The following is a 25,386-nucleotide window of genomic DNA, read 5'->3' as shown; positions in this document are numbered from 1 at the left end:
CCTAAATCCGTGAAATAACAGGTAAAATTAAAGTTAAAACAGAGGCAAACCTCTTGGGTTGCAGTATATTACATGAGAATACAACATAACGAATGGACTCAACCCGATAGGAGAAACGATGGCAACGCGGTTTAAAATTACGCAAAGCAGGGAAGATCTGATAGCCACTGGCGGCATCGCCATGGTTGGAGCCTTGCTGAATGACAATCGTGGCTTGGCAAGTGTGGACAAGCTGACAACGGATCGTATCAAAAAAGGCTGGATATCCAACAGTGGAATAATCAAGTCCGTGGTCGGTCTGTTCACGCTTGGGCGCAGTGATTTTGCCGATATTTCCATGTTTCGAGATGAGTTATCATTTCGGCTTGCGTTAGAACTGGAACGTGTTCCGTCTGAAGAGACCTTGCGTCAACGTTTGGATTTGATCGCGAAACTCAATTCCCAGCAGACGCTGTTGGATTACGCCATGCGTGATCTGCTGCGCAAGGTTGAATCGTTCGGAACCGTGAAAATCGGGAAATACAAACTGATTCCACTGGACATCGACGTTGCTGCGCTGTTGAATCCCGACTGCAAAAAAGAAGGAATTGCCCGAACCTACCATAAAATTGACGGATATGCGCCGATTTTTGCCTATCTGGGAAGTGAGGGCTATATGCTTGCCAACGAATTGCGGATCGGCAGTCAGCACAGCGAGAATGGAGCGGTAGAATTTCTACGGCGCTGTCTGGAACAGGTAAAAGCACTGAAAATTGATCTCCGGCAAATCGTGGTTCGTGTCGATTCCGGTCACGACGACCAGAAATTCATCAAAGTATTGGCTGAATACGGTGTGAAATTCATCATAAAACGCAATCTCCGCGGGGAACCTCGTGAGCGTTATCTGGAACTCGGGAAACAATATGGAGCAAAACAGCCGTCTCGCGAAGGGAAAAATGTCTGGCATTATTCATGGGGAAATATTCCTATCGACAAGTCGGATGAGCTGTTTGATGCGGAAGAAGAATCCATGCGGGGAACCATGACGATGGTGGTTGCCGCGACCGAACGCCAGACCCATGCAAAGACGGGGGAAGTCTTTCTGTTCCCTGAAATCGAGATTGATTCGTGGTGGACAAATATTGACTGCACGGAAGAAGAATGTATCGCCGGATATCACGATCACGGAACCAGTGAACAGTTCCATAGTGAGCTGAAGACCGATATGAACATTGAAAAACTGCCGAGTGGAAAATTTGCCACAAATGCCTTGATTTTAAACATTGCGGCATTGGCATTCAATTGTTTGCGGATCATGGGGCAGCGTTTTCTGAACAAACCGCAGTTGCTTCACCGGGAATATAAGGTGGCGCGCCGCCGGTTGCGCTCCGTGATGCAGGACTTGATCTATATCGCCTGCAAAGTTGTGAAACACGCTGGATATATTTGGCTCTCATTCGGTCGCGGTAATCCGCATTACCGGATTTTTAAGGATTTGTATGCGCGATGTTGAACCATAACGCTATCAAAACAGAATTTTGGAAGGAGGTGTTTTGAAACATCATTGGAGGCGTATGCCTCAAAATCGGGATTTTTGAATCAGTTTCAACTTTTTTTGTAAAATCGGTCATGTATGTCGATGAATAACGAAAGTTGACGGAAGCCGAGACAAAAATCAGAACAGAAAACGCCGGAAAATCCGGCAAAAAACAACGTTTGAATCCGCATGAAAAACACATGGACAAAATTTCACGGATTCAGGAATTATTCAACTTCATCCAGAAACAGCGTTTTGAAAATTCCGTAAAAACTGTCAGGAAATTGGTATTGCAAGCTGAGGCAGGCGGAGATCCTGTTTCAGAAGTTCCTGTACAGCTGGGCGAACGGCGCGTCCGGCTACAACTGGTACGACCTGCGCAACGACGGCGATGATCCCGGCAACAACGAGCATAACTTCGGGCTGCTGACCCATGACATCCGCCCCAAAGCCGTCTATGCGGCCTACAATATGCAGGCGAACCACTACCGGGGGCGGAGTTCCTGCGGCCGCTCGCTTTCGGCAACGGGGTGGAGGCGTTCCTGTTCCGGGGGCGGGACGGGAAGCTGCTGCTGGCGGTCTGGAGCAACGACGCCGGGGCCGACAGCATCCCGCTGCGGCTGGCCGGCGTGACGGGCGCGGCGGCGGAGATCGACCTCTTCGGCAACGTGACGCCGCTGCCGGTATGGCGGGGCGAACTGGCGTTCAAGGCGGGACGACGTCCGGCGACGGTCCGGGTGGAGGCGGATGCGGCCGGACTGCAGCCAGGCGGCGCTTTCCTGCGCTCCGGCGCCGAATTCACCGTCACCCCGGGGAGCGAGAGCACGGTCACGCCGGAATTTGTGAATCCGACCGGCCGGCCGCTTGCGGTGAAGCTGGCGTGGAAAACTCCCGCCGGGGTCACGGTGCGCGACGCGGTCCGCTCGCTGCGCCTGAAGCCGGGCGAGGCGCGGAAAGTGCCGGTCCGGCTGGCCGTGGCGGAAACCTTCACCCCGCCGGAGCGGGAGCCTGCCGTGCTGCAGCTCGGTCTTGAACTCGGTGCGCTGTGGAAGGGGAGCGTCGGCTGGCCGCTGCATCCGGTGGTGCGGCTGGCTCAGGGAGTGCCCCGGACGCCGACTTTCGTGCTGCGCGATGCTTCGCAGGTGATTCCTTTTGTGCCGAATGTACCCGATAAAGCGCATCTTTTCTGGAAGAATGCGGCGGACCTCAGCGCGGAAATCCGTCTGGGCCGTGATAAGGAGGCACTGCTTTTCGAGGCGGCCGTCACCGACGACGTCCACCATCAGCCGTATGCCGGAGCCGAGGCGTGGAAAGGGGACAACATCCAGATCGCGATGAAGCTGCCCGGACAGAACGGCCTGTGGGAGCTGGGGCTTTCCCGGCTGCGGGACAACTCCGGCGAGGCGTTCTGCTGGCTGGCCCCCGCCGGATTTCCGGCGGAGAAAACCGCCGCGGCGATCCGGCTGGAAACTTCGCGGGACGAGAGGGCGAAGCGGACCGTCTACCGCGCGGCGATCCCCTTCCGGGCGATCGGCCTGACGGAAGCGGCGGCCCGTCGGGGCTTCCGCTTCAACCTGATCGTGAACGACAACGACGGCGAGATGCGCGAATCCTGCATCGGCATCGCGCCGGGCATCGCCGAGGACAAGGACCCGGAGCGTTATCCGACGCTGGTAATTCCGTAGTCCCTACTGCCGGGATTTCGCCCTGCTCGCCAAAGGCGAAATCCCTGATGCCCTGCGGGGGGCCCGGGGAGGTTTATTGTTTCCAGCTTTCGACGATGGTACGCACGCTGTCGTCGGGGGCTTCCCGGGTCATCGCGTCGAGGCGGGCGGAGGTGCCGTAAGCGGGGAAGTTTTCCAGCCATTTGCGGATGAGCGGTGTAAAGGCTTCCGGCCAGTCGTGCCCGACGCCGGGAACCTTTTCCACGAAGAGCTTTTCCGGGCGGTTCCTTTTCAGGCCGTCGACGGCTTCGTCGAGCCACTTGTGGCGCATGGTGTCATTCGCGCCGATGATGAAGAGGGTGGGACGGTCGGCGATTCGGGCGCTGCCCGCTTTGGAGCCGCCCGCGATCGCGCAGAAGCCGCTGAATGGCTGCCACGCCTTCGGATTGTTTTTCAGGTTGTCGGTGATCGAGTACGCACCGGAGGAGAAGCCGGTCAGGATCACGGTTTTCGGATCGGTCATAGTGGAGTTGCGCAGAATCTGCAGGGCGTGAAAGGCGATCTTCGAGTTGAAATCCCGGCAGGTGCCGATTTTGAGCAACCCTTTTTTCTCGTTTTCGTCATGGTTGTAGTCGGCGGTGACGATGATGAAACTTTCCGGGCCGGTGATCCGCCGCCAGTGCTGCCAGTCTCCGGTGCCGCCGGTGCCGCCGCCGAAATGAATGATGACCGGATGGGGCGTGGCGCGCTTGTAATCGGAGGGGAGGCTCACGCACATCTTGATCGGAGCGGAGCCGCCGGAGGAGGCGGAGTTGCCCAGTTCCGGGAGTTCAAGGGTGAGCAAGGCTTCCGGCTTGAGTTCCGTTTCGGGCAGAGTCCGGGCGGTTTTCGCGTAGGTGTTGCGCTGTTCCGGCCGGAACTGAACGCCTCCGGTGGGAGGCTGCCAGGGGATGGCTCGGGTGATCACGACCCGGCGGACCTGTCCTTCGCGCAACGGTCCGACCGGAATCAGCCGCCCTGCGACCAGCAGCTCCTGATTGAGCAGAGAATCGGTGAAGCGGCTGCCGCTGACCGGATACCGGATGCCGTCGCTGGTCCAGAGTTCCACCGTCTCGCCGTTTTTCACCGCCACGGCCCGCCATACCGCCGCCCGGATTGCGCTGAGCGGCAGCAACGCCGCCAGTCCGCCGATTGCCAACAGTTTACCGTATTTCATATCAGCTCCTGTCATTGGGGGGTTCTAATCAATATCGTATGCGGCTGCCGCAAATGCAAATTGGAAAGATACAAAGAAACGACAAAAAGACATGTCGGAACGGTTTCCGCCGGAAAAGAGCAGCCCCGTATTTGAAACGGCCGCTTTGACCGTTATATTAGAACTCCCGTGAACCTGAACGTCAACCACAGGATCGGGAGTTTTTTCGATGAACGCACTGGAGCTTTTCAATCCGGGCCGGAAGCCGCAGCCGCGCATGGTCCGCCGCGCCGGAATCCGCATCTGCGGAATCATGCATTTCGGACTCAACACCTTTTCGGGCCGCGAGTGGGGATACGGCGATGAATCGCCGGAGCTGTTCAATCCGGCCTCGTTCGATCCCGACCAGATCGCCGCTAGCTGCAAGGCGGGCGGGCTGGACGGCCTGATCCTGGTCTGCAAACATCACGACGGCTTCTGCCTGTGGCCGACGAAAACGACGGAGCATTCGGTCGCGGCTTCGCCGTGGCGCGGCGGCAAAGGGGATTTCGTCGGGGAGATGGCCGCTGCCTGCCGCCGCGCCGGGCTGGAGGTCGGCTTCTACGTGTCGCCGTGGGACCGGCACGACGCGCGCTACGGCAGACCGGAATATGTGACCGAAGTGTTCCGCGAACAGCTCCGCGAGGTGCTGGGCAATTACGGCCCGGCCTTTGAAGTGTGGTTCGACGGGGCTAACGGCGGCGACGGCTGGTACGGCGGCGCGTGCGAAGAACGGCGCATCGACCGCGGCTCCTACTACGGCTGGGCGGAAACCTGGCGACTGGTCCGGGAACTTCAGCCGGAGGCCGCGATCTTCAGCGACGTCGGCCCCGACCTGCGCTGGGTCGGCAACGAGCGCGGCTATGCGGCGCCGGAGTGCCGCGGCTGCATCACGCCCCGCCCCGCGCCGGGCTCCGGGGGGGAACCGGCCCCCGGCAGCGTCGACGAGGCGAATCTCGGCTGCGGCGACGTGGACGGGTGCTTCTGCATCCCGCCGGAGGGCGATGTGCCGCTGCGGCCGGGCTGGTTCTATCACGAGACGGAAAATTCCAGCTTGCGCAGCGCCGCGCATCTGGTCGAAATCTACGAGCAGTCGGTCGGCAACGGCGGCTTCCTGAATCTGGGGATCTCCCCGGACGCCTCCGGGCGGATGCACCCGGTCGATGTGAAGCGCCTGGCGGAGTTCAAACAGGCGCTGGAGGCGATCCGGGGCGGGGAATTTGCGCGCGGTTCCATCGCGTTGAATGGCGGCGAGGCGGTGCTGGAATTCGGCGGATGCCGCCGGATCAATTTCGTCGAGCTGGCCGAGCCGGTGGCGGAGGAGGAAAAAGTGACCGCCTATACGGTGTCGCTCCGCAGCGGCGGGAAGTGGCGCGAGGTGTTTTCCGGCGAATCGATCGGCCTATGCCGTATCCGGCGGTTTGCGGAGACGGAGGGTGAGGCGTTGAAGGTCGCGGTGAAATCGGCGCTCGCTCCGGTGCCGGAACTGTCGGTTTGCGCCGCGCTCGCTCCCGGATTCCGGCGCGACGAGCGCGAGACGCTGCGTCACCCGGACTACCGGAAGCTGGAAAATCCGGCGGTCTCCGGCATGGAGATGGTGTTCGAGCTGCCGGAGGAGACGGAACTGCACGGCTTTGTGTTCACGCCGGTTGCGGGCCGTCCGGCGGGGACGCCGTCGCACTGCCGGATTTTCGCCTGGCGCGACGGCGAATGGCAGTGCATCGGCGGCGCGGAGTTCTCCAACGTGCGGGCCAACCCGGTGCCGCAGGTCGCCTATTTCTCAGGCACCCGCGCGAAGCGGCTGAAGTTCGTCGCGACCCGCCTGCTGGAGCCGGCTCCCGAACTGCTCTGCGCCGAATTCGGAATTCTCTCCTGTTCGCATTGAGCCGGTTTCAGCTTTTGTCGAGAATCGGAAATCCGGAGGAGAAAAAACTCTTGGAAAAGTCAGCATGCACAGTATGCTTAACTGGCTTACTGTAATCAGATTGTGCAGATAGTTCCGCTTATTGTCCTGTGTCGTATTTATGCTTCTTGTATGCTTTGGTATTGACATTGAGCATGAATTAAGGTATAATTATCGGTGAATAAACGATACATTGCAACAGGGCGGAACAGGGTTATGGACTGGAAAAGCATCCGGATCGAGCAGGGCGACAACCTGCCTTATTACATGCAGCTGGCGCGTGAGATTCGCCGGCTGATTCTGACCGGACGGATTCCGCTGGGGGAGAGGATTCCGGTTTCGCGCGAGCTGATGAAGATTTTCAAATTCAGTTCGACGACGGTGGAAAAGGGGATCGGCATTCTGGTGGAGGAGGGATTTCTGGTGCGCCGTCCGCGCATCGGCACCTTCGCCGCCGAAACGCTTCCGGTCAAGCCGCGCCGCCAGCGGAAGCACTCCGGCAAGGTCAAGGTGCTTTTCACGGATATCTTTCCATACGGGGATTTCTGGTTCCAGATTCTCTTCGAGCTTGAGCGCGGTTTGAGCGAGCGGGGGTGCGAGCTTGTTTTCCTGCGCCGTGAGAATTCCGCCGTGATCGATCCGAAGGAACTGGCCTCCGACTGTCTCGGCGTCGTGATGTGCGGCACGAATTCGTTGAAGCTCGCCCGGGAAATTCAGGCATACCGGACACCGCTGGTGCTGATCGGCGGGCTTGATCACGATGTGTCGCATGAGTTCGGACTCGACGTGCTGATGCACGACGATGCCGAGACCTGCTATTGCGGCATAAAGCATCTGCTGGCTCTCGGCCATCGCGGCATTGCCGTGTTGGCGCCGTGCGTCGACAGCCAGTTTGGGAGTTGTCAGCGCGTGGGAATCGAAAAGGCGATGCGGGAATTCGGACTGACGGAAAAAGAAATTCACATCATTGAATGTGAATCCATCTCTGTTGAATCGGGTGAAGAGCTGACCCGGGAAGTCGTATCGACCTATCCGGATACGACTGCGATCTTCGTAATTGATGCGCCGATGGCGGCCGGTTGCTTGCGGGCTGCCGCGCAGCTCGGTATTTCTGTCCCGCAGGAACTCAGCGTTCTGACCGTCGACAGCCGGTGGTTCTGTTCAATCGTAAATCCGGCTTTGACCGCGCTGGCTGCCTATGACGAAACGCAGATTGCCCGGCATGCTTTGGAAAAACTGTTCGGGCAGATCAACACGCCGGGCTATCATAAATGCGTGACGAGGTTGCAAAGAGGTAATAAGATTATTTTCCGTAATTCCGTTCATGCGTTCCGGCGTTCCGATCCACAGTCCTTTCTTTAACCAAAACAATAGAAAGTTGGTAGTATGAAACATCGGTTTACTTTGGTAGAGTTGTTGGTAGTGATTGCAATCATCGCCGTTCTGGCGGGAATGCTGTTGCCGGCATTGAATCAGGCGCGAAGTCAGGCTCGGCAGACTAAATGCCGCGGTAATCTGAAACAGTTCGGCATGGCCGATCAGATGTATATCAACGATTGTGACAATATGCTGCCTGTGAATTACGATTCTTGGAATTTCAGTTACTGCTGGGTCAATAATCTGGCCTATCTTGATTTGCTTGGTGTCGGTTATCAGGAGGATGGATGGGCCGTCGTTCCTGAAATTCTCTGTCCCAATGCCATCAGCGCAATGAAAAAAGCGAATGGTTTTGCGGAAATCATGAATTCGTATGGGCGGAATAACGAATTTGGCCCCAGCTGGAATGATCCCCGGATGCGAACAGTTTCGTTTTCACGGATCAAATCGCCTTCCGGCAAGCTGGCCGTGATGGATGCTTTGGACTGCAAAGTGGCTTATTCGAATGCCAGCCCCGCCGGTTATCGTTTGGCCGGAGAAACGTACACCACCGATACGATTGCTTACCGGCACAACCGCGAGAGTCTCAATTCAAGCTTTTATGACGGTCATGTCGCAGCCGTGACCGGCAATGAGATCTGGGATGCCGGGCAACCCTCAATTCCGGCTGAGCCTGCGGCCGGGACAATCTATTATAACTATTGGAGTCTCAGATGACGATAGGTTCCACTTCGTTTTTTCGGAAATCTTTGACGCATGAAGCTGATAAATCATATCGGCATAAATAAGGAGCAAGTTTTTTGATATGATAAATAGAAGATGGATTGTAGTGGCGTCGGGATTGTTTGCCGCCGTGTTCACCGCAATAGCCATGCCTCCCGGTGTAAGCTGGTTGGAGAACGGAACGTTCCGAATCAGCGAGGGACGGTTTGGCATCATGGCTTATAACCGTTTTTGGGACGGTGGCGAAAGACGGGAGCGTAAGTCCGTGCTGACGGCGACCGGACGTTCTGTACGCGAAACACTTGTGATTGACGGGGTTTCCGGCCTGCTTTCCGGTGAGTTCCGGCAGACCGGCGCCGATTCGTTTTCACTCCGGTACGACTTGAATTTCCCGAAGGCGGTCGAGCTGAATTCCCTGCACGGCTCACTTGATTTGCCGATTGATTTCCCGGGAGTTCGGATCGACGGAAACATGGTTGTATTTCCGGAGAGGCCAGAAGAACCGCATTTTTATAAATCCGACAATGTCCGCAAGCTTGAGATGGAACTGGCCGGCGGGCGGTTCCTGGTTGTCGGCGGCCGGCAGCCGCTTTCCGTTATGTTGCAGGACAACCGTCCGTGGGGAGATGCGACCTGTTCGATCCGGTTCTATTTTTCCCGGAGGGAGGGACGGATTTCGCAGAGTTCTCTGGAGCTGGATTTTCAGATCGTTTCAGGAAAGAGTATGCCGGTCGAGCCGGCGGGAGCTCCGGCTGCGGAGGGATATCCGGCAGATGTGCCGATTCTGCCCCGCGAGAGTACGGTCAGTTATGAGACTTTGGAATTCCGGATTCCCGCGGAACGTGGCCGGGCCATTTATCTTGAAAATCCGCCGGATTCCGGCAAGGCGGCCGGATATCGCCTGAAACTTCCTCGTGGAATCCGGGCCGGGGCGATCAATCTGCTTCACGCCGGGGAAAGGCTGCCGGTCGCCGGGGAGTTCGGGGAACTGGTAGTCCGTTTCGCCGATGGTTCTTTCCGTCGATTTCCACTCTTTGCCGGGCGGGATATCGCTTCCTGGAACCGCCGGGAACAGGGATGCGCCAATGCGCTTCCGGTTTGGCAGGACGAACCGGCTTACGGCGGAACCGTTCTTTACGTTTCCGGTTTCCGGTTGGATCGCGACGATCCGGTGGAGGTGTGTTTTCGTCCGACGGCCGCCGGCGGGCGCTGGCTGATTCCTGCCGTCACTCTTACGGAGAAGCCGGTCCGTATTGCTTTCACCGGAGGCGAAAAGGTGGTTGTCGGCGCGAATGCGGAATGGATTCCGGTCACCTTTACCGATGATACGGTTGCCGGCAGTCCGCTCGATTTTTCGTCTCTTGCCGACGCTCCGGCGGGAAAATACGGTTTTGTCCGCCCGGCCTCTGACGGAACGATGACCTTTGAAAATGCGCCCGAAAAACGGTTGCGGATTTACGGGGTGAATCTCTGCTTTTCTGCCAATTACCCGGAGAAGAAATTTGCCGACGCTTTGGCGGAGCGGCTGGTCCGTTGCGGTTACAACGGCGTCCGATTTCATCATCAGGACACCGATCTGCTCGACCCGGCGGCAAGCGACACGCTGACTTTCGATCCGGAAAAGCTTGACCGGCTCGATTACCTGTTTGCGGCCTTGAAAAAGCGCGGGCTGTACCTGACCACGGATTTCTATACCAACCGGGAGCTGAAGCCGGGGGACAATGTTCCGGAGTGTGATTTCTCCGGCCCCCAACTCAAGACTTTAATGCCGATCAGCCGTGCGGCCCGGGAGAACTGGAAAGAATACGTTCGCCGCTGGATGAGGCATCGGAATCCTTACACCGGGCTTACCTGGGCGGAAGATCCGGCTCTTTTTTGTGTCAATATCGCCAATGAGGATCCGTTGTGTGCCAACTGGAATCTGTCGGAAAGTTCCAGAAAGTGCTATCTGGAATACTTTGCACAGTGGAAGAAGGCCGGCAATCCCGATAATTTCACGCTGTTCCTGAGCGAACTTCAGGGAAAGTGCTTGGATGAACTTCAGGCATTCCTGAAAGACGATTTAAGGATGGAGACGATGGTGACGAGCCTCAATTTCCAGATGAATTCTGCGTTGACTGTGATGCGGGACCGGTTCGAGGCGGTCGATGTACACAGCTATTTCGACCACCCGTCTTTTCCTGAGACCAAATGGGCGGCGCCGTATCTTTTCCGTCAACAGAGTGCAGTCGGGGGGGCGGCGAAACCGCTTACCGACCTGATGGCCTGCCGGATTTTCAACAAGCCGTTTCTGGTTACTGAAATCAATTTCTGCAACCCGAATCGCTATCGGGCGGAATACGGTCCGTTGATTGGAGGTTATGCAGCATTGCAGGAGTGGAGCGGGATTTTCCGCTTCACCTGGACGCATAGTGCCTGGGGAGTGGAACGGGGGGCGAGCGGTCCGCCGTTTATGTTCGATATCGCCGGAGATCCGCTTGCCCGTCTCTCCGACCGCATTGTGATTGCGATGTTCCGGCGCGGTGACGTTTCTCCCGCCCGGCAGAAATTCGCGCAACGTTTCTCTGCAAATGACCTCGGGGTCGGTGATCGGAACGGCGATATCGCGAATTTTGGAATCCTGGGGCTGACCGGGCAGGTCGGCGCCGTGGTCGTACCGCGTATCCCCAAGGACGTAACCGTGCTTGGAGGTTCCGATGATCCGGAAATCAAGATACCTTTCGGCCCTGTAGTCAGTTCCACCGGGGAATTGAAGATTGATGCCGGCAGCCGGAGTTTTACGGTCAGTTCTCCCCGCAGCGAGAGCATTACGCTGGAACGCGGTTCTCTTGAAGCCGGGAGGCTTTCCGTACACGATGTTCAAGGGTTTCAGACAGTCGCCGCGATTGCATTGGATGAGCATCCGCTGGCTGCAAGCGGCAGTATCCTTGTGATTCATCTGACCAATGTTTTACCGACGGGAATGACATTCGAGGATGAAACCATGCAGCTGATCCCGGACATCGGGCGGTTGCCGATTCTGGTGCGGCGTCTGAAGGCAGAAGTCGGAATTGCCGCAGGGGAGCGGCCGTTTCGCGTAACTGCATTGAATGGTAACGGCAAGGCGCTTGGCGAGGTGAAAGGCGTACTGACGGACGGGGTTTTCCGGTTTACCGCCGATCCCGGCTGTTTTCCCGGCGGGGTGATGGCTTACCACCTGACCCGCTGAACTTTAGAGCTTATCCCAAAATAAGCTCTTATAGGCCGAGCATTTCGGCGAGGATCGGCAGCATGGTCCGGTACATCCGGTAGAAGCCGAGGTCGTTCGGATGGCAGCCGTCCACGGTGCAGGCGTCGCGCTCCTCGGCGCCGAACAGCAGTTCGCCGTCGAGAAACCGCACGTGCCGGTCGCCCGCCGCGGCCGCGTGTTCCCAGGTCGCGCGAATGATCTCCCGGCGGCGGATGTCGGCGGCGGTGCCGTGGAAGTCGCATCTTGACACGAGTAACACCGGCAGTTCCGGCCGCCGGTTTCGGATCGCCCGGAAGAACGGTTCGTGGGTCGCTTCCAGATGGGCTTCGTCCGGCGCGTTGTGGTCGTAGTCGAGCACGACGGCGGCGAGCTCCAGTTCGCCGATCGCTTCGGCCAGCGCGATTTCCCCCTTGCCGCTGCCGGAGAAGCCGAGGTTGATCTCCTCCGCATCCAGAGCGCGGCAGAGCAGATTGGCGTAGGAGTTGCCGGGGCGCGACGCACAGCCTCCCTGTGTGATGCTCGAACCGTAGAACAGGATCGGTTTCGCGATCCGGTGCGGTGCGGGCGGCAGCACCGCGCTGCCCGGAGCAACGCCGATTTCAACCGAGGCCGCGCCGCCGTAGAGCGGCAGGTTCAACAGATATTCGGTCATTTTGCCGGAGCCGTCGCGCAGCAGCGGCAGCTCCAGCAGTTGCTGGTCGCGGTTCGGCTGGGCGGCGGCGAGAAAGACGAAGCGCCCGCTTTCCCGCCGGCAGAGATCGAAGCCCGCGCTGCCGGTGCGCGGCATGTGATTCATATCAAAGGAGTAAGCCAGTTGCGCGCGCAGCGCAAGGCAGGGCGAATCGGTGCGGAAACGGATCGTGCCGCCCGAGGTGTGGTGCGCGAGATCGAGGGCTCCCTGATTGATTTCAGCGGTGGTGAAATGCTCCGGCAGCCGATAGAGCGGGGCGTCGGGTTTGCGCCACGCGAAGCCCTCCGCCGCAAAGGGCGGCTGCAGCGCATCGCGGAACTCCACATCCAGCTCGCCGACGGAGGCGATTTTGAAATTCCGGTCGATTTCGGAGATATCGCGCGGTTTCATTTCAGCTCCGAAACCTTTCCGGTTGCGGTTTCGACCTGATAGTGGCGGGTGTCATTCAGCGGGGCGGTGTTGTCCAGCCGGGAGCCGTCCAGCTGCCAGTGGCTGCCGTTGAGTGTTGCGGTGAACGGCAGATAGGCCGCCGCTTCCGGGGTTGCCCGGATCAGGGCCTGGACCGCGGCCCGGCTGTCGGAAATTTTCGCTCCGGCCGGGGCGGAGGCCGCCGGTTTGACGAAGGAGTCGATGAATTCCAGCAGCCGCGCATACTCCGGCGTGCCGATCGAATTGGTTTTCAGCAGATAGGTGAGCACGGCGTTGTCGCCGATCCGCACCATGCCGCAGGTCAGGTATCGCCACTCTCCGGCGGGCGGGAGCTTGTCGGCGTATTTGCGGTCGGTCAGATAGAGCAGCGCGGCGGGACGGCCCGCCGGGTTGGCCGGGTAAACCCGGAAAAGCTGTTCCACGCACTGCGGCAGAAATTCGCGTGCACGCACCCGCAGCGCGTTTTCCAGCTTGTCGGCGTCATTGAGCACTCCCTCCGAAGCCAGCGACGCGAGAAAGGTCAGCTGCATCTGATATTGCTGCTGCGGGCCGGTGATTTCGGCGACCGCGATGCGGTTGGGCATGTATTTTTCCAGCTTGAGCTGCGCGCCCTGCGGCGGTTGAAGCCGGAAGCGGTCCTCGCGCGACATGCGGATATTGATCGGTTCGGCGACGGCGGCAATGGCGAGAAGCAGCAGTACGGCTGTCGCCGGAATTTTCGGAAACGTTCTCATCTTCATGGTATCCTCTCCGGGAGATGTTGGATCTTCCTGTCTTATTCAATATAATACCATTTCGACGACTTTTAAATATGAAAGCCGGACAAATCGCGGAATTTCAGGGATTCCGAGGCGGAGCGGCGGCGAAATTTCCGACCTCCTGTTCAAACAGAATAAAGGGGAATCGTTCCGGATTCTTATTCTCGCCGATGCCGGGGGCGATGTGAATCCAGCCGTCGCGCCCTTCGCCGTCGTTGTCGTTGATCAGCAGGTTGAAACGGAATCCCTGCCGGGCGGCTGCCGGAGTGAGGGCGACCGTTTTCAGCGGAATGACCAGTTCATATCCGGTCACGTTTTCTTTCCGGGTAGTGACGAGCTTCATCTCCTGTGCCGCCTCCGGGGCGAAACCGTCCGGAGCCTGGTAAAGGAACACCTCGGACCGGCCGGTGTCGAGTCGGGAGAGTCCGAGTTCCCAGCAGCCCCTCTGTCCCGGCAGTTGGAAGGCGAGCTGGATGTTGTCGCCTTTCCAGACGGAGAATCCCGTAAAGGGCTGGACGTGCCTGTCGTCGGTCACCAGAACCTTGATCCGCAGTTCGCCGCCATCAAGTTTCAGGAAAAGTTCGGCGCTGAGGTCGTCCGGGCCGCGCCAGAGGCGGTGGGCCAGCGCCGGGTCCGCCGCGGTCAGCGAGACCACCTGGGAGATATCGCGGAGCCGGAAGTCGGGGGCGCGGTTGAAATCCGCCCGGGCCGGAATCACGACCGCCGAATTGACCGGAATGTCGAGGCTGCCCCGCCACGGCGTGCCGTGCAGCTCGTAGGCGAGCCTGAGTTGGCGGGTGTGTCCGTATTCCGGTTTGAAGCCGGGGAGGGCGGAGAGTTCAAATTCGACGGTTTCCGTCCGGTTCGGCGGGACGGTGAGGTGTCTGGCGTTCCCGGAAACCCGGAACTCCTCCGGCAGGTTTTCCAGTTTGAGCCGGAACTCTCTTTCCCGGTCGAACGGGTTGAAAAGCCGGCAGGCGACCCGGAAGCTCCGGCCGGGAGCGGCCGCGCCGGAAGCTGCCGCTTCCAGAAGCCGTCCGGCCGGTTCGACACGGCTCGCGCCTTTCAGTTTCAGAGTGGCGGGCATCGGAGTCAGCGAAAGAAGCGCCACGCCCTGTTCCGTCTCCTGCGGGACTTCGTTCCCCATCAGGTCGATGACGGAGGCCGCGGCGGCGTCGGTGCGGAGAACGACGGAGAGCGTACCGCCGGAATCGGATTCGTTCCAGGCGGGAATCAGGAGGTTTTTCCCGTCCGCAAAGACGAAGGCCGGAAAATCGTCGCCCGTTTCGAGCGGGCGGAGGAATCGCGCTTCCCGGAACGTGCCGGCGAGCATATTGAATACGGAGTAGACCGGCTTGGGCTGGAAATCGAAGCTCATCATCCCGTAATTGTGTTCCGCGTTCATCGGGTCGAAACCGTCATTGCGCAGGTTGTACCAGTTGTAGCCGACCGCGCCGCGCGCCCATGCGAAAATCAGCTTTTTAAAGAGGGTCAGCGCCTGGTTGCGTTCGGTGCCGTTCATGGAGCTGACCGCCGTTTCGTTGGCGTACCACGGGACGTCGGTTCCCGTTTCCCGGCGCATCGGCAGGAACTTGCCGTCCACCGCATTGCGGAACCGGTCGAAAGAACCGTGCTGGTGGTAGGCGTGAAGTTGGAAAGCGCCCCGGGCCAGCTTCAGGCAGTCGCGCTGGAAAGTGGGGCTTTTCAGGCCGGTGTGGCCGATGGCGGTCGCGAAGCCGCCGGTCATGACGACTGCTTCCGGCGCGTTCTGCCGGGCGATTTCTCCGGCGGTTTTCAGGAGGGCCGCGTACTCTTCGAGGCTCATGCGGTTGAAGCCGGAGAGGTCCGGCTCGTTCCAGACCTCCCAGTAGCGGATTTTGCCGCGGTAGCGGGACAGCACGGTCCGCACATAATTGCGCCATGCGCCGGGATCGGGCGCACCCCGGTTCCAGCTTTTCCAGTCGGAAGCGTTGCGTCGTTCCGGGGGGGCGGCCCAGCGCGGGGTGAAGCCGAAGAAGCCCTGAAGCTCGATTCCGGCCGCCAGATGGCGGTCGATCAGGGAGTCGACCGGGGCGAAATTCCACCGGTCCGGCGCGGGCTGCAGACGCTGCCACTCGAAGGTGTTCCGCACGATCTTCGCGCCGCAGAGGGCCGCCGCCTCGATCCCTTTCTGCTGTTCGCCCGGACTCCAGGAGGCGGAGTTGTTGCAGATTCCGAACAGAAAGCCCGGCGCCCGCCCGGGAGTCGGACCGGCGGGATCGAGGTAGGCGAAGTTTCCGGTTTTGCGGCTCCGGAATTCCGGCGCGCCGTGTTCGGTGATGTCAGCGGCGACTTCCCAATGGCCGAAAGACCCGGGCAGCCGCCGGGGAGTGTGGCCGGCGGTCTCTCCGGCTTCCAGTTGGAATGTCGCGCGCTCCCGGAAACCGTTCCCGAAAAAGTCGCGGAATTCCAGATCGGCGGTGAATTCGCCGCCCCGGTTGGAGCGGTTGGTGAAATTCAGCTTGAATGCGTTCTCTTCGCCCCGCTTCAGCACATGCAGGGCGTTGCCGGTGACGATTTCCAAGTCCAGCGCCTCGGAGGGCGGTTCCGCCGTGACGAGGGCTGCTCCTGTCAGCAATACGGCTCCCGGCGTATCGCCGTCGCAGGAGAGGGTGAAACCCTCCGCCCGGAACGGGAGGCGGGCGCCGGCAAACAGGGAGTCCAGATCGAATTCGAGTGTGTTTTTCCCCGGTTTCAGGGGAAGCGCCGGAGTTTTCAAAAGCCGGTTGCCCGCGTCCCGGAAACTCCAGCGGAGCCGGGGATTTCCGGCGAGAAGTTCCGCCGTGACTTTCAGCTTCCGCGGCTTTGCGTGGAAGGTGCGGACCGGGTTGCGGCGTTCAGTCACGAAACATTCGCCGACGATTCCGGTGACCAGCAGGGCTTCGGAACCGGGATGAAGTTCCCCGGTTCCGCTTCTGCGGCGGTGGATTTCGTCGGAGTTGAATGTGTGGAACGGCCGTTCTGCGGAGACGGTCCCGCCTCCGGCAACGCCGATTTCGACCGAAAGCAGTTCCAGACTCGTCCGGTTTCCCTGCCGGGCGTGGTCGATGCTGAATCCGTAGACGCGGGCGGGCTGGTCGAGCATTTTATTGCCGTCGCCGCCCCAGCCGTGCGGCTGACTGCCGGCGGAAATCTCCCAGACGGCTTCGATGAGGCCGTCCCGGACGACGGCGGGCCGGGAGAACTGGAAATTTTCGTTGCCGCTGTCGAGCAGGCGCAAACTCACCTTGCGAACCGGCGTATCCGCCGGAACCCGGAATCGGGCGGTAACCGAAAGCCGGGTGAATTCCGGCAGTTTCCGCTTCTCCGGGAAAGAGAGGGAGATGTACTTGGATTCCTGCGGATTCCAGGTGACCGCGACTCCGTCGCCGGAACGCGGAAAAAGAATCGGTTCCTTTTGGCCCGGAATATGCAGATACAGCCCCCGGTCCGGCGAAAGCCGGATGCGTTCCGCCGCGGCGGATGCGGCGATGAGCTGGAACAGCAAAAAAAGCGAAAGAAAAATGCGCGTTTTCATATCATGATCCTGCGGGATTAGGGGATGACGAGGCTCCAGTTGACTTCCTTGTAGCGGACCTGCGACACGTGGCCGTCGAACCACAGGACGGATTTTCTGGCGCTGTGGCGGAACGAGGCTTCAAAGCCGTTCTGGAACAGGCCGTTGTAGACGTTGTTCAAGTAAGTGCCGTTCCGGATGTTGCACGGGATGCCCGCGTTGGCGGCCATCTCCGCGCCGTAGCCCAGCTCCGAAACAAAGAGCATCCGCGAGGGGGAGGGCGGGGCGATCCCGCCGGAGCTTTTGGTGCAGCGGGAGTCCGGCTTGGCATAGAGGCTGTTTCCGCCGGGAGAGTTCAAGTCGACTTCCGGTGGCGCGGCGAGGGCGGTCATGCGGAAGTCCTCCTTGTAGCGGCCGAAGGTGTTCATCGCATAGCAGGACATATCTTTCTTGCCGATCACAAGACCGGGACAGTTCAATACACCGGCGTTGCGGATGTCGGAGGCGTCCTGCCACACGTCGATTCCGTCATGCGCCCGGGGAACGCCGCGCTGCCCGAGATAGGGAGCCGTGCGGAATGTCCAGACGAAGGATTCCCCCGGATAAGCCGTTCCCGCCTCCTGCGAAGGTTTGGCCGCCGGATAATATTTGTGGTCCCCGGCATAGAACGCAAGTCCCGAAAAGACCTGTTTCAAGTTGCTGACGCATTGGATGCTCCGGGCCTGGTTCCGGGCTTTCTGGAGGACCGGCAGCAGCATCGCCGCCAGTATCGCGATGATCGCTATCACCACAAGCAATTCAATCAGCGTAAAACCGCAGCGGGATAGTCTCCGACGGAGGATTTCGCTCCTTCCGGAGCGACCAGCGCTTTCGCCGCTGGACCACGACCGGCAAGGTGCCGGTGCCGGGTACGGGACGGTCGACAGGCGGGGCCGCGGTTGCTCGGCGGGGGAAGAAGATTCGCAATAACGTGAAATCATCTTCCCGCTTTTTTGCGGAAAGATGATTTCACGTTTTTGCTCCGACTTGCCGCTTGCAGAGCATTGGCGGAGGCGTGAGAGCTTGCCGGGAGTGTGCGAGAGGTTGAGATCGTTTGGTACGGGGAGAGACGCGGCGCTGGTCGCCGCTTTCTCTCCCCCGCGCCCCTCTCTTTTACGCAGAGCGGCAGTCGTGGACTGATTGTATATTTTACAAGTTGTGTTCATGAGCAGCTCGATAAGTGTAAAATTGCTTGTCAGTCTGCGGGAGCCGCTTACGGGGGAATGGGGGAATTTTTCGGTCAGCATTTGGAGTTTCCTTTGTTGTTGGACATGAGGAAAGAAGACCCCGGAACCGGCGCCGTCGAACCGCGTTCGACCAGTTCAAACCGGATTCCGGTATTGATCAATTCCGAATTGCGCAACAGTTTCTGCGCCGCTTCGTAGGTGCAGCGGACCATCTGCTGCATATCGTCGTCCACGGTGGTCAGCCCCGGATGGAAAAATTCGCTGTCGCCGGTGTTGCCGCAGCCGATGATGCTGACTTCCTCCGGGATTTTCACCCCGGCTTCATAAAAGGCTTTGTAGGCGCCCAGCACCGGTTCTTCGCTGATGAAGAAAAAGCCGGTCGCCTCCGGCCTGCCGTCGCGCAGCAGGTTGGTGATGGTCCGGTACACTTTCGGCAGGGAGTTTTCTCCGGGGGCGATGCCGCAGTCGATGACCTGCGGAGTGACGCCGTTGAGTTCGCAATATTGCAGAAAGCCCTTGCAGCGGCTCTCCACGGCGGATATGCGCGGTTCGGTGATGACCAGCGCCAGTTTGCGGTGGCCGAGTTCCAGCAGTTCCCGGGCGACTTTCATGCCGATGAACTCCTCGTCCCGCCAGACGCAATTCAGCCGGAGGCGGTTGCAGTCCCTGCCGAAAACGATGAAGGGAATCCCGAACGATTCGAGCAGCGCCGCGTCTTCGTTCCGCAGGTTGTCCGCGGAGGGCGACACGATCAGCAGGTCGATGCGCGTGCGCGGAAGTACCGGAATCACCCGGTATTTCTGATAGTCGAACGGCAGGAAAAGCAGCTCGAACCCATATTCGTCCTTCAACTTGTAAAAGTGATACTGCTTGAGCGCGTTGGACTTGCCCGGCCAGTTCGGGATGGACAACCCGATGACCGGACGGGCGCCGGGGCTGTACTTGAGCACTTCCTCGGTCACGAAAGTGCCGCTGCCGACATTGCGCGAAAGCAGTTTTTCCTCCTCAAGGTCGGCGAGGGCCTTGCAGACCGTCGCCTGGCTGACGCCGTGCGACTTCATCAGTTCGCGCACGGAAGGAAAACTGCTGCCGGGAGACATGGCGAAGAGCTGTTCCTTCAACTCCCGGTACAACTGCTCGTACTTGTGGCCGAAGGACACGGCGGCGTTTTTTCTGACCATTTGAAAAGGCTTTCCCGTTTGGCTGATTCAGTTCCGTCTGGTATAGTATAATGTGTCGATACACTTAAATCAAGTCTCGATACATTGAAATTTTAAAAAAAATTGCCGGCAGGGAGCCGCTGCCGGGAGGGCACGCCAATGCCGCTCCGGAGGGGGGCGGCGACTGGCACATGCAAGGTGAAGGCCGGTCTCCTCCCTCATTACGGCATTTGGCTGCGGGAGTATGGCGCGGAATCGGCACCGCAGCGGGAATGGACCTTGTAAAACGTTGATTATGTAGTATATTGTAATAGATTGAAAACGTTTCATACAAGGAATCGTGATTATGAAAAAGATTTTTCCGATATTCTGTACTCTGCTGCTGGCCGGCGGAAGTCCGCTGTGGGCCGCCTATGCGAAGATCGGCGACTACCGCGATGTCGAGGTGGTCAATGTGACCTGGCGCGGCATTGAGGTGCTCCACCGGGACGGCGGCTGCATCCTGACCGAAAAAGACCTCTCCGACGCGGACAAGGCGACGCTGAAAAAGGAGCTTGAACAGCATCGGCAACTGCTCAAGGAACAGCAGGCACGCTGGGAGGAACGCAGGAAAGAATTGGAAAAGGAGAAGAAAATTGCCGATCAGCAGGCCAGATCCGTGAACAACGTGATGAATCAGGCGAAGAAGAACAAGAGCCTGGCCGCCCGGCTGAAAACCCTTGAGGATGCGAAACGGAAGTTTCCGAAAGCGGCCAACATGCAGGCGCTGAACAAACTGATCTCCGACACCCGCAAGGCTAAGAAAGCCGCCGACGACAAGGCCCGCAAAGCCCGGGAGGCCGCCGCGAAAAAGAAAGCCGAAGAAGAAAAGAAAAAGCGCGAGCAGCAATGATCCGGCCGTTTACCGTGGGGAGGCGAAGTGTCCGAGCTGCCGGTACTCCCGGGGGGAAAGCCCGGTCTTTTTCCTGAAAACGCGGGAGAAGTGACAGGTATCGTAGAAACCGAGCCGCAGCGCAATTTCCCCGATGGTAAGTTTTCGTTCTTCAAGCAGGCGGCGTGCTTGCCGGATGCGGAGGGCGCCGATGTGGCCGGGAACGGAGTTGCCCGTCCATTGCCGGAATGCGCCGGCGAAAGCCGGCGTGCTCATGCCCGCCACGCCGGCCAGTTCCCGCAGGGATATGGTACTGCCGAGATGGGCATTGATGTATTCAAATACTTTGGAGGCGCTTGGCCGGTGCCCCGGCGGAATGTGCCGTTCGCAGTTCCCGCGCCGCAGCAGCCGGACCAGAAAAACGGCGAACAGCGCGCGTACGGCCGCTTCATAACCCGGAAGGCGTTTCTTCAGTTCTACAATGATCTCCTGAAAACGGAATTCTTCCGCATCGGTTTCATCGTTTTCCAATTGATAGAGCTTCCGGTCCGTGCGGCTTTCCCAGTCGTCAAGCAGAGGAGTCAGCGCGGGTTCGTGCTGCAGTAGTTCGCGTCGAAAAAGAATGTTGTAAAAAGTACAGCTGGATGCCATCTCGTAACAATGCGTGTCGTGCGGATTGAGTATGTAAACGTCGCCGCGCAGCACCGGGTAGGACAGATCGTTGATCCGGCAGAGACCGGTGCCGCGCGTGATGAACACGAGTTCAAAACAGTCATGTCTGTGCAGACCGATCGCGCCTGCTTTCTGCACCGGCCAGACCGCGAGGGGCAGATCGGGAGAACAATAGTCGTTCAGATGATACAATTCCATTGAAAATACCGCCCTGTTTTTCTATAAAAATAGTCCGGGTTGAAGCGAAGTCAAGAAAAATATCGTATTGTACAACTCTTTCTTGAAATCATACAACTTTTCCCGGCGGTGCTGTGCTATACTATACCATCAACAACGAAAGGCGGAGCTTTCATGAATTATCAGACTTATTTCGACAAGGTCTACGGCTGTTGGCTGGGAAAGTGCGTGTGCGGTTCGATCGGTGCGCCGTTGGAAGGGTGCAAACAGGCTTTCGACTACCGGTTCCAGCCGGAATTCTGGCGGATCACGGAGCCGAACGACGATCTGGAGCTTCAGATTCTCTGGCTCAACGTACTGGAAGAAATCGGGCTCGATTTTGATTCGGACGATCTGGCGCAGGCGTTTCTGAACCACGTTCCCTACAATCCGGGCGAATATGCTTATTTCAAGCGCAATTTCCGGCGGGGGATTCATCCGCCGGTTTCCGGTTCCTACAACAATCATTTTTATCATCAGGGGATGGGCTGCTGCATCCGCGCTGAGATCTGGGCGTGTCTCGCGGCGGGCGATCCCGGACTGGCCGGGCGAATCTGCCGGTTGGACGGACAGATCGACCATTCGGAGGAGTCGGTTTATTCCGAAGCCTTTATCGCGGCGATGGAGGCGGCCGCCTTTGTGGAAGATGACCTGCAGAAACTGATCGACGCCGGCCTGGCGGTGATCCCTGCCGCTTCCAGGCTGGCCCGGCTCATCGCCGATACCCGCCGGTTCTGCCGCGAAGAGCCGGATTGGCGCGGGGTGCGCGAACGGATCATCCGCGATTACGGCCATCCGGACTGCACGAATATGTTTGAGAATATCGGCATTACGCTGACGGCGCTGCTGATGGGGGACGGCGATATGGAGCGGACTACCATGATCGCGTTGAACAGCGGTTTCGATACCGATTGCACCTGCGGAATCGCCGGAGCGGTTCTCGGCATCATCCGGGGGGCGGAAAAGCTGCGGAAGGATTACGGCATGGAAGATACCGGTTATGTGACGAATTTCGAGCTGCACCGCCGTTCCGACCGGATTGAGGACCTTGCCGCCGATATCGCCCGGCTGACGCTTGAGGCGGAGCGGTTCTGGAACAGGAAGCTCAAGGTGACGGAAGTTCCGGCCGGGGTGGAAGCATTCCGGCTGCCGACGCGGAAGCGCGATTTCCGCTTTGAGGTGGAATACCGGGGTATGCCGGTGATCGCCGCAGGAGGAGAGGCGGAGTGTGTATTGAAGATTTTCAATTTGTCGGACCGGTTCCGGGAAGGCGTGCTGACGCTGACCGGCAGTGAAGCGTTCCGGTTTGAATATGAAGCGGATGTGAGGATTGAGGCCGGTGGAAGTGCCGGGATTCCGGTACGGGTGCGGCATCTGGAGCCACACCGGATTCTGGATGGCGATCTGATCCGGGCGGAATTCGGCGGGACTGTTTTTCTGTTCGGATTCGCGGCGGCGGTGCCGTGGCAGGTCTACGGACCTTTCTGGGGGAATTTTGCGACGGTTCCGCAGGTGAAACTTGGCGAGGAGTCATATCTGCGGCATATTCCGCAAGGGGGATTCAACAATAATTGCACGGCAATTCGCAATTATCACTTGAATATGCGCGCCGGGTTGGATCTGGTCGGGCTGGATGAGGCGGCGCTGGCGGCCGGAACGCTTGAACTTCCGCCGCACGGCCGGGTGAACGCCGTGGATGACCTGATCCCGGTGGACCAGGCATTCGGCTTTCAGGGGCCGGCGGTGTTTTACCTCGTTTCGGAATTCGTGACGAAAGAGGATGGGAAGATCGGCATTTCGATCGGCCGTACTTCTCCGCTGGTGTTCTGGCTGGATGGCCGGGAGCTGGCGCGGGCGGAATTTGAGACTTACCTGACTCCGGAAAACATCAATCTGGACCCGGTCGATTTGCCCGCCGGAAAACATCGTGCGGTTTTCAAAGTGGCGAGGCAGAGCGACATGACGAAATTGAGCATCAATTATAAAGCCGCTTTCCGCCCGGGAGAGCGTATGGATGCCCATGTCGTCGGCTGGGAATTTCTGGATGGGACGGAATGAAAAACCTTGTTATGGATTCACCCGGCCCGTTATCTCCGGAGGGTAAGCCCGGCAACCGAGAATGGCTCCAGCCGCACCGGTATGGTCAGATTGCCCTCCGCGTCGCTGCGGTGCGATTGCTCCTGCGGTGCGGATGCTCCAAGCCGGGAAGCTGAAGTGGAATCCTCCTGCGCGATGCTCACGGCATAGGCGGCATCCGGCCGCAGGTTGCGGAAACGGACCGGCACGGTCATCGCCGTCGCGTCACCGGCGGGAGCGTAACGGCTGATCAGTACCGCGGCGGCATCGGCGTTTCCGGCGGCGAGCACGGCGGTGTCTTCCGGCGAAACCGGGACTGCCAGTTGCTGCTCCGGCAGTTCGGCAAAGGCTTGCAGGACTCGCGACGCGGTGCGCCGGTTCCCCTGCGGGTCGAGCAGGCTGGAAGCCGGGTCGCGGTAGTGCTCGATGCGGAAGAAAGCCGCGCCGTCGATTTTGCCGTATTCCTGCATTGCCGCGAGTGCGTAGCCGGTCCACGCGGCGACCTGCGCGGCGGGAAAGCGGTTCACCGATTCGGCCGGAAGGTTCCATTCGGTGTAGAAGAGCGGCAGTTCCCGCCCCAGTTCCCGGCGGCACAGTTCCTGCATCCGTTCGGCGAAGCGTACGTAGTTCTGCGGTGCGGGAGTTCCGTTTTTGCCCGCCCAGTCGCCGTAATAGTGGATCGTGATGAAGTCCAGCGGTGCGGGGTTCTCTTTCAGGTATCGGAACCAGCCCGCATAATGTTCCGGGTACTGGGCGTTGTCGCCGAAACCGCCGACCAGCGCGCCGGGATCGGCCTGCTTGACCGCGTTGGCGACCATTCCGTAAAGCTCGAAGAAGCGGCGGTTTCCGTTCTTCCAGTCGGTCCAGAACCAACTGCCGGAGGGTTCATTCCAGAACTCCCAATATCTGACGCCATATTTCCGGTCGATATTCACGTGGCGGACGATTTCGGCGCAGAATTCCGCATACGCCCGGAAGTCCTTCGGCGGCGTGAAGGCCGGAACTTTCGCCGCCGGGTCGCTCGCCAGGTGTTGCGGCGTGCCGAAAAGGTTGATGATCACTTCGCCACCGGCTTTTCGGACTGCCTCGATCTCCTCGTCAAGTTTCGTCCAGTTGAATTTCCCGGTTGACGCGTCATAGAGGGCGTGGGGGCGGCTGTTGGTGATCATTTCGATACGGACGAGCGGAAGCGGCAGCCCCTCCAGTCCCTTGCGGATCGCCGGCTTGAAGAAACTTCCGGCGTTGCCGCCCTGCGACACTCCGGCGAGTTTGCGGTTGATCGTTCCCGCCTGTTTCGCGATATCGACCTCGATTTCCGGCGCAGCGGAGAGGGAGGCGGCGAATGCCAGCGCGGCAACGCCGGTGCAGAATGTTCTGAGCATGTAAAAATCCTTTCCTGAAATTTATTTTTTGACGTAGGCGGAATTGATGACAAGGGCCTTGAAGCCGTATTCCCACAACTCGGTTTTTCCCTGAGCGGCGGCGTGTCCGTCGGCGAAACCGCCGGAGGCTCGATTGCCGTGCTGCAGGGCGACGCCGACGCTTTCGGAACTGCTGATGGAGTGCGGGTCGAATACGGTATTCCCTTTGCCCTTGTTGCTTCCGGCGCAGTAAAGGGTGTCGGTCAGCAGCATCAGGCCGGAGGGATTCTTCATCCGGGCCGTCGCGTAGTAGATGCCGTCACTGGGCACTTCCTTCAGGTATTTGCCGAACCTCTCTTTATTCGTTTCGTAGAATGAATAGTTGCCGAGGTTGGCGCGGTACATTCCGTAGGTGTTCCAGTAGTCGCCCCGGACGGTGAGCGAAGGACAGAAAAGCGTCTTCTGCGTCGTGAACTCCTGTTCCTTCAGCACCTGACCCCACGGACGGTTGGGCGGATTGGTGGTCTTGACCACCAGCCAGCTGTCGTAAGCGTCGGAGTAGAGGATATGCGCCCGCGTCAACTGGCCGACCTGATTCAGGCAGCTGATGCCGCGTGCCTTCTCCCGCGCCTGGTTCAGCGCCGGCAGCAGCATGCTTGCCAGAATCGCGATGATCGCTATCACCACGAGCAGCTCAATCAGCGTAAATCTTGCGATGGTCGGCCTTAAATGGCGGTATGCGGGG

Annotated in this window: 18 protein-coding genes; 9 read left to right on the top strand and 9 right to left on the bottom strand. The window is 59.2% G+C overall.

The window, feature by feature from the left end; all coding sequences use genetic code 11:
• Window positions 1–118 precede the first annotated feature (118 nt).
• The 3 genes from ACMLHG_RS00950 (at window position 119) to ACMLHG_RS00940 (ending at window position 3,201) form a co-directional block, all read left to right on the top strand.
• The gene (locus tag ACMLHG_RS00950) at window positions 119–1,492 is read left to right on the top strand and encodes an IS1380-like element ISVva1 family transposase (RefSeq protein WP_076611216.1); all 1,374 of its coding nucleotides are present in this window, start codon (window positions 119–121) and stop codon (window positions 1,490–1,492) included.
• A gap of 140 nt (window positions 1,493–1,632) precedes the next feature.
• The gene (locus ACMLHG_RS00945; RefSeq protein WP_417169228.1) at window positions 1,633–1,911 is read left to right on the top strand and encodes a hypothetical protein; all 279 of its coding nucleotides are present in this window, start codon (window positions 1,633–1,635) and stop codon (window positions 1,909–1,911) included.
• A 135-nt stretch (window positions 1,912–2,046) separates the two neighbouring features.
• Window positions 2,047–3,201: a sugar-binding protein gene (locus ACMLHG_RS00940; RefSeq protein ID WP_417169227.1), complete on the top strand. Its 1,155-nt coding sequence runs from the start codon at window positions 2,047–2,049 to the stop codon at window positions 3,199–3,201.
• A 73-nt stretch (window positions 3,202–3,274) separates the two neighbouring features.
• On the opposite strand, the gene ACMLHG_RS00935 is transcribed toward ACMLHG_RS00940, so the two are convergent.
• Window positions 3,275–4,396, bottom strand: coding sequence for a hypothetical protein (locus ACMLHG_RS00935; RefSeq protein ID WP_417169226.1), 1,122 nt, complete (start codon window positions 4,394–4,396; stop codon window positions 3,275–3,277).
• Between the two features lie 208 nt (window positions 4,397–4,604).
• Here ACMLHG_RS00935 and ACMLHG_RS00930 point away from each other — a divergent pair, with 208 nt between their 5' ends.
• From ACMLHG_RS00930 to ACMLHG_RS00915, 4 genes are all read left to right on the top strand, one after another.
• Window positions 4,605–6,299 carry an alpha-L-fucosidase gene (locus ACMLHG_RS00930; RefSeq protein ID WP_417169225.1) on the top strand — a complete coding sequence of 565 codons (1,695 nt, stop codon included), beginning with the start codon at window positions 4,605–4,607 and terminating at the stop codon, window positions 6,297–6,299.
• A 234-nt stretch (window positions 6,300–6,533) separates the two neighbouring features.
• A complete protein-coding gene (locus ACMLHG_RS00925; protein WP_417169224.1) occupies window positions 6,534–7,679 on the top strand; it encodes a GntR family transcriptional regulator in 1,146 nt (381 codons plus the stop codon).
• Between the two features lie 24 nt (window positions 7,680–7,703).
• Window positions 7,704–8,411 carry a type II secretion system protein gene (locus ACMLHG_RS00920; protein ID WP_417169223.1) on the top strand — a complete coding sequence of 236 codons (708 nt, stop codon included), beginning with the start codon at window positions 7,704–7,706 and terminating at the stop codon, window positions 8,409–8,411.
• A gap of 271 nt (window positions 8,412–8,682) precedes the next feature.
• Window positions 8,683–11,625, top strand: coding sequence for a hypothetical protein (locus ACMLHG_RS00915; protein WP_417169222.1), 2,943 nt, complete (start codon window positions 8,683–8,685; stop codon window positions 11,623–11,625).
• Between the two features lie 28 nt (window positions 11,626–11,653).
• Here ACMLHG_RS00915 and ACMLHG_RS00910 read toward each other — a convergent pair whose 3' ends face one another.
• The 5 genes from ACMLHG_RS00910 to ACMLHG_RS00890 form a co-directional block, all read right to left on the bottom strand.
• Window positions 11,654–12,727, bottom strand: a complete 1,074-nt coding sequence (locus ACMLHG_RS00910) for an SGNH/GDSL hydrolase family protein (protein WP_417169221.1) — start codon at window positions 12,725–12,727, stop codon at window positions 11,654–11,656.
• On the bottom strand, window positions 12,724–13,506 hold the full coding sequence (locus ACMLHG_RS00905) for a hypothetical protein (RefSeq protein WP_417169220.1): 783 nt from the start codon (window positions 13,504–13,506) through the stop codon (window positions 12,724–12,726). Before ACMLHG_RS00905 ends, ACMLHG_RS00910 begins: the two co-directional genes overlap by 4 nt.
• 97 nt (window positions 13,507–13,603) lie before the next feature.
• Window positions 13,604–17,080, bottom strand: a complete 3,477-nt coding sequence (locus ACMLHG_RS00900) for a hypothetical protein (protein WP_417169219.1) — start codon at window positions 17,078–17,080, stop codon at window positions 13,604–13,606.
• A gap of 17 nt (window positions 17,081–17,097) precedes the next feature.
• The gene (locus tag ACMLHG_RS00895; protein ID WP_417169218.1) at window positions 17,098–18,039 is read right to left on the bottom strand and encodes a type II secretion system protein; all 942 of its coding nucleotides are present in this window, start codon (window positions 18,037–18,039) and stop codon (window positions 17,098–17,100) included.
• Window positions 18,040–18,338: 299 nt separating this feature from the next.
• Window positions 18,339–19,466, bottom strand: coding sequence for a GntR family transcriptional regulator (locus ACMLHG_RS00890; protein WP_417169217.1), 1,128 nt, complete (start codon window positions 19,464–19,466; stop codon window positions 18,339–18,341).
• A 325-nt stretch (window positions 19,467–19,791) separates the two neighbouring features.
• Here ACMLHG_RS00890 and ACMLHG_RS00885 point away from each other — a divergent pair, with 325 nt between their 5' ends.
• Window positions 19,792–20,337 (top strand): hypothetical protein, encoded by a 546-nt coding sequence (locus tag ACMLHG_RS00885; protein WP_417169216.1) that lies wholly within the window; start codon window positions 19,792–19,794, stop codon window positions 20,335–20,337.
• A gap of 9 nt (window positions 20,338–20,346) precedes the next feature.
• Here the strand turns inward: ACMLHG_RS00885 and ACMLHG_RS00880 are convergent, their stop codons facing one another.
• Window positions 20,347–21,186: an AraC family transcriptional regulator gene (locus ACMLHG_RS00880; RefSeq protein ID WP_116883035.1), complete on the bottom strand. Its 840-nt coding sequence runs from the start codon at window positions 21,184–21,186 to the stop codon at window positions 20,347–20,349.
• 153 nt (window positions 21,187–21,339) lie between these two features.
• On the opposite strand from ACMLHG_RS00880, the gene ACMLHG_RS00875 reads away from it, so the two are divergent.
• Window positions 21,340–23,262, top strand: a complete 1,923-nt coding sequence (locus ACMLHG_RS00875) for an ADP-ribosylglycohydrolase family protein (RefSeq protein ID WP_417169215.1) — start codon at window positions 21,340–21,342, stop codon at window positions 23,260–23,262.
• A 29-nt stretch (window positions 23,263–23,291) separates the two neighbouring features.
• On the opposite strand, the gene ACMLHG_RS00870 is transcribed toward ACMLHG_RS00875, so the two are convergent.
• On the bottom strand, window positions 23,292–24,662 hold the full coding sequence (locus ACMLHG_RS00870) for a GH39 family glycosyl hydrolase (RefSeq protein ID WP_417169214.1): 1,371 nt from the start codon (window positions 24,660–24,662) through the stop codon (window positions 23,292–23,294).
• A 21-nt stretch (window positions 24,663–24,683) separates the two neighbouring features.
• Entirely contained in the window at window positions 24,684–25,358 is a 675-nt protein-coding gene (locus tag ACMLHG_RS00865; RefSeq protein ID WP_353891064.1) for a type II secretion system protein, read from the bottom strand.
• Between the last annotated feature and the right edge of the window lie 28 nt (window positions 25,359–25,386).

It is taken from the genome of Victivallis sp. (assembly GCF_048170485.1).
GTDB lineage: Bacteria > Verrucomicrobiota > Lentisphaeria > Victivallales > Victivallaceae > Victivallis.
This window is presented reverse-complemented; position numbering and strand designations above follow the sequence as displayed.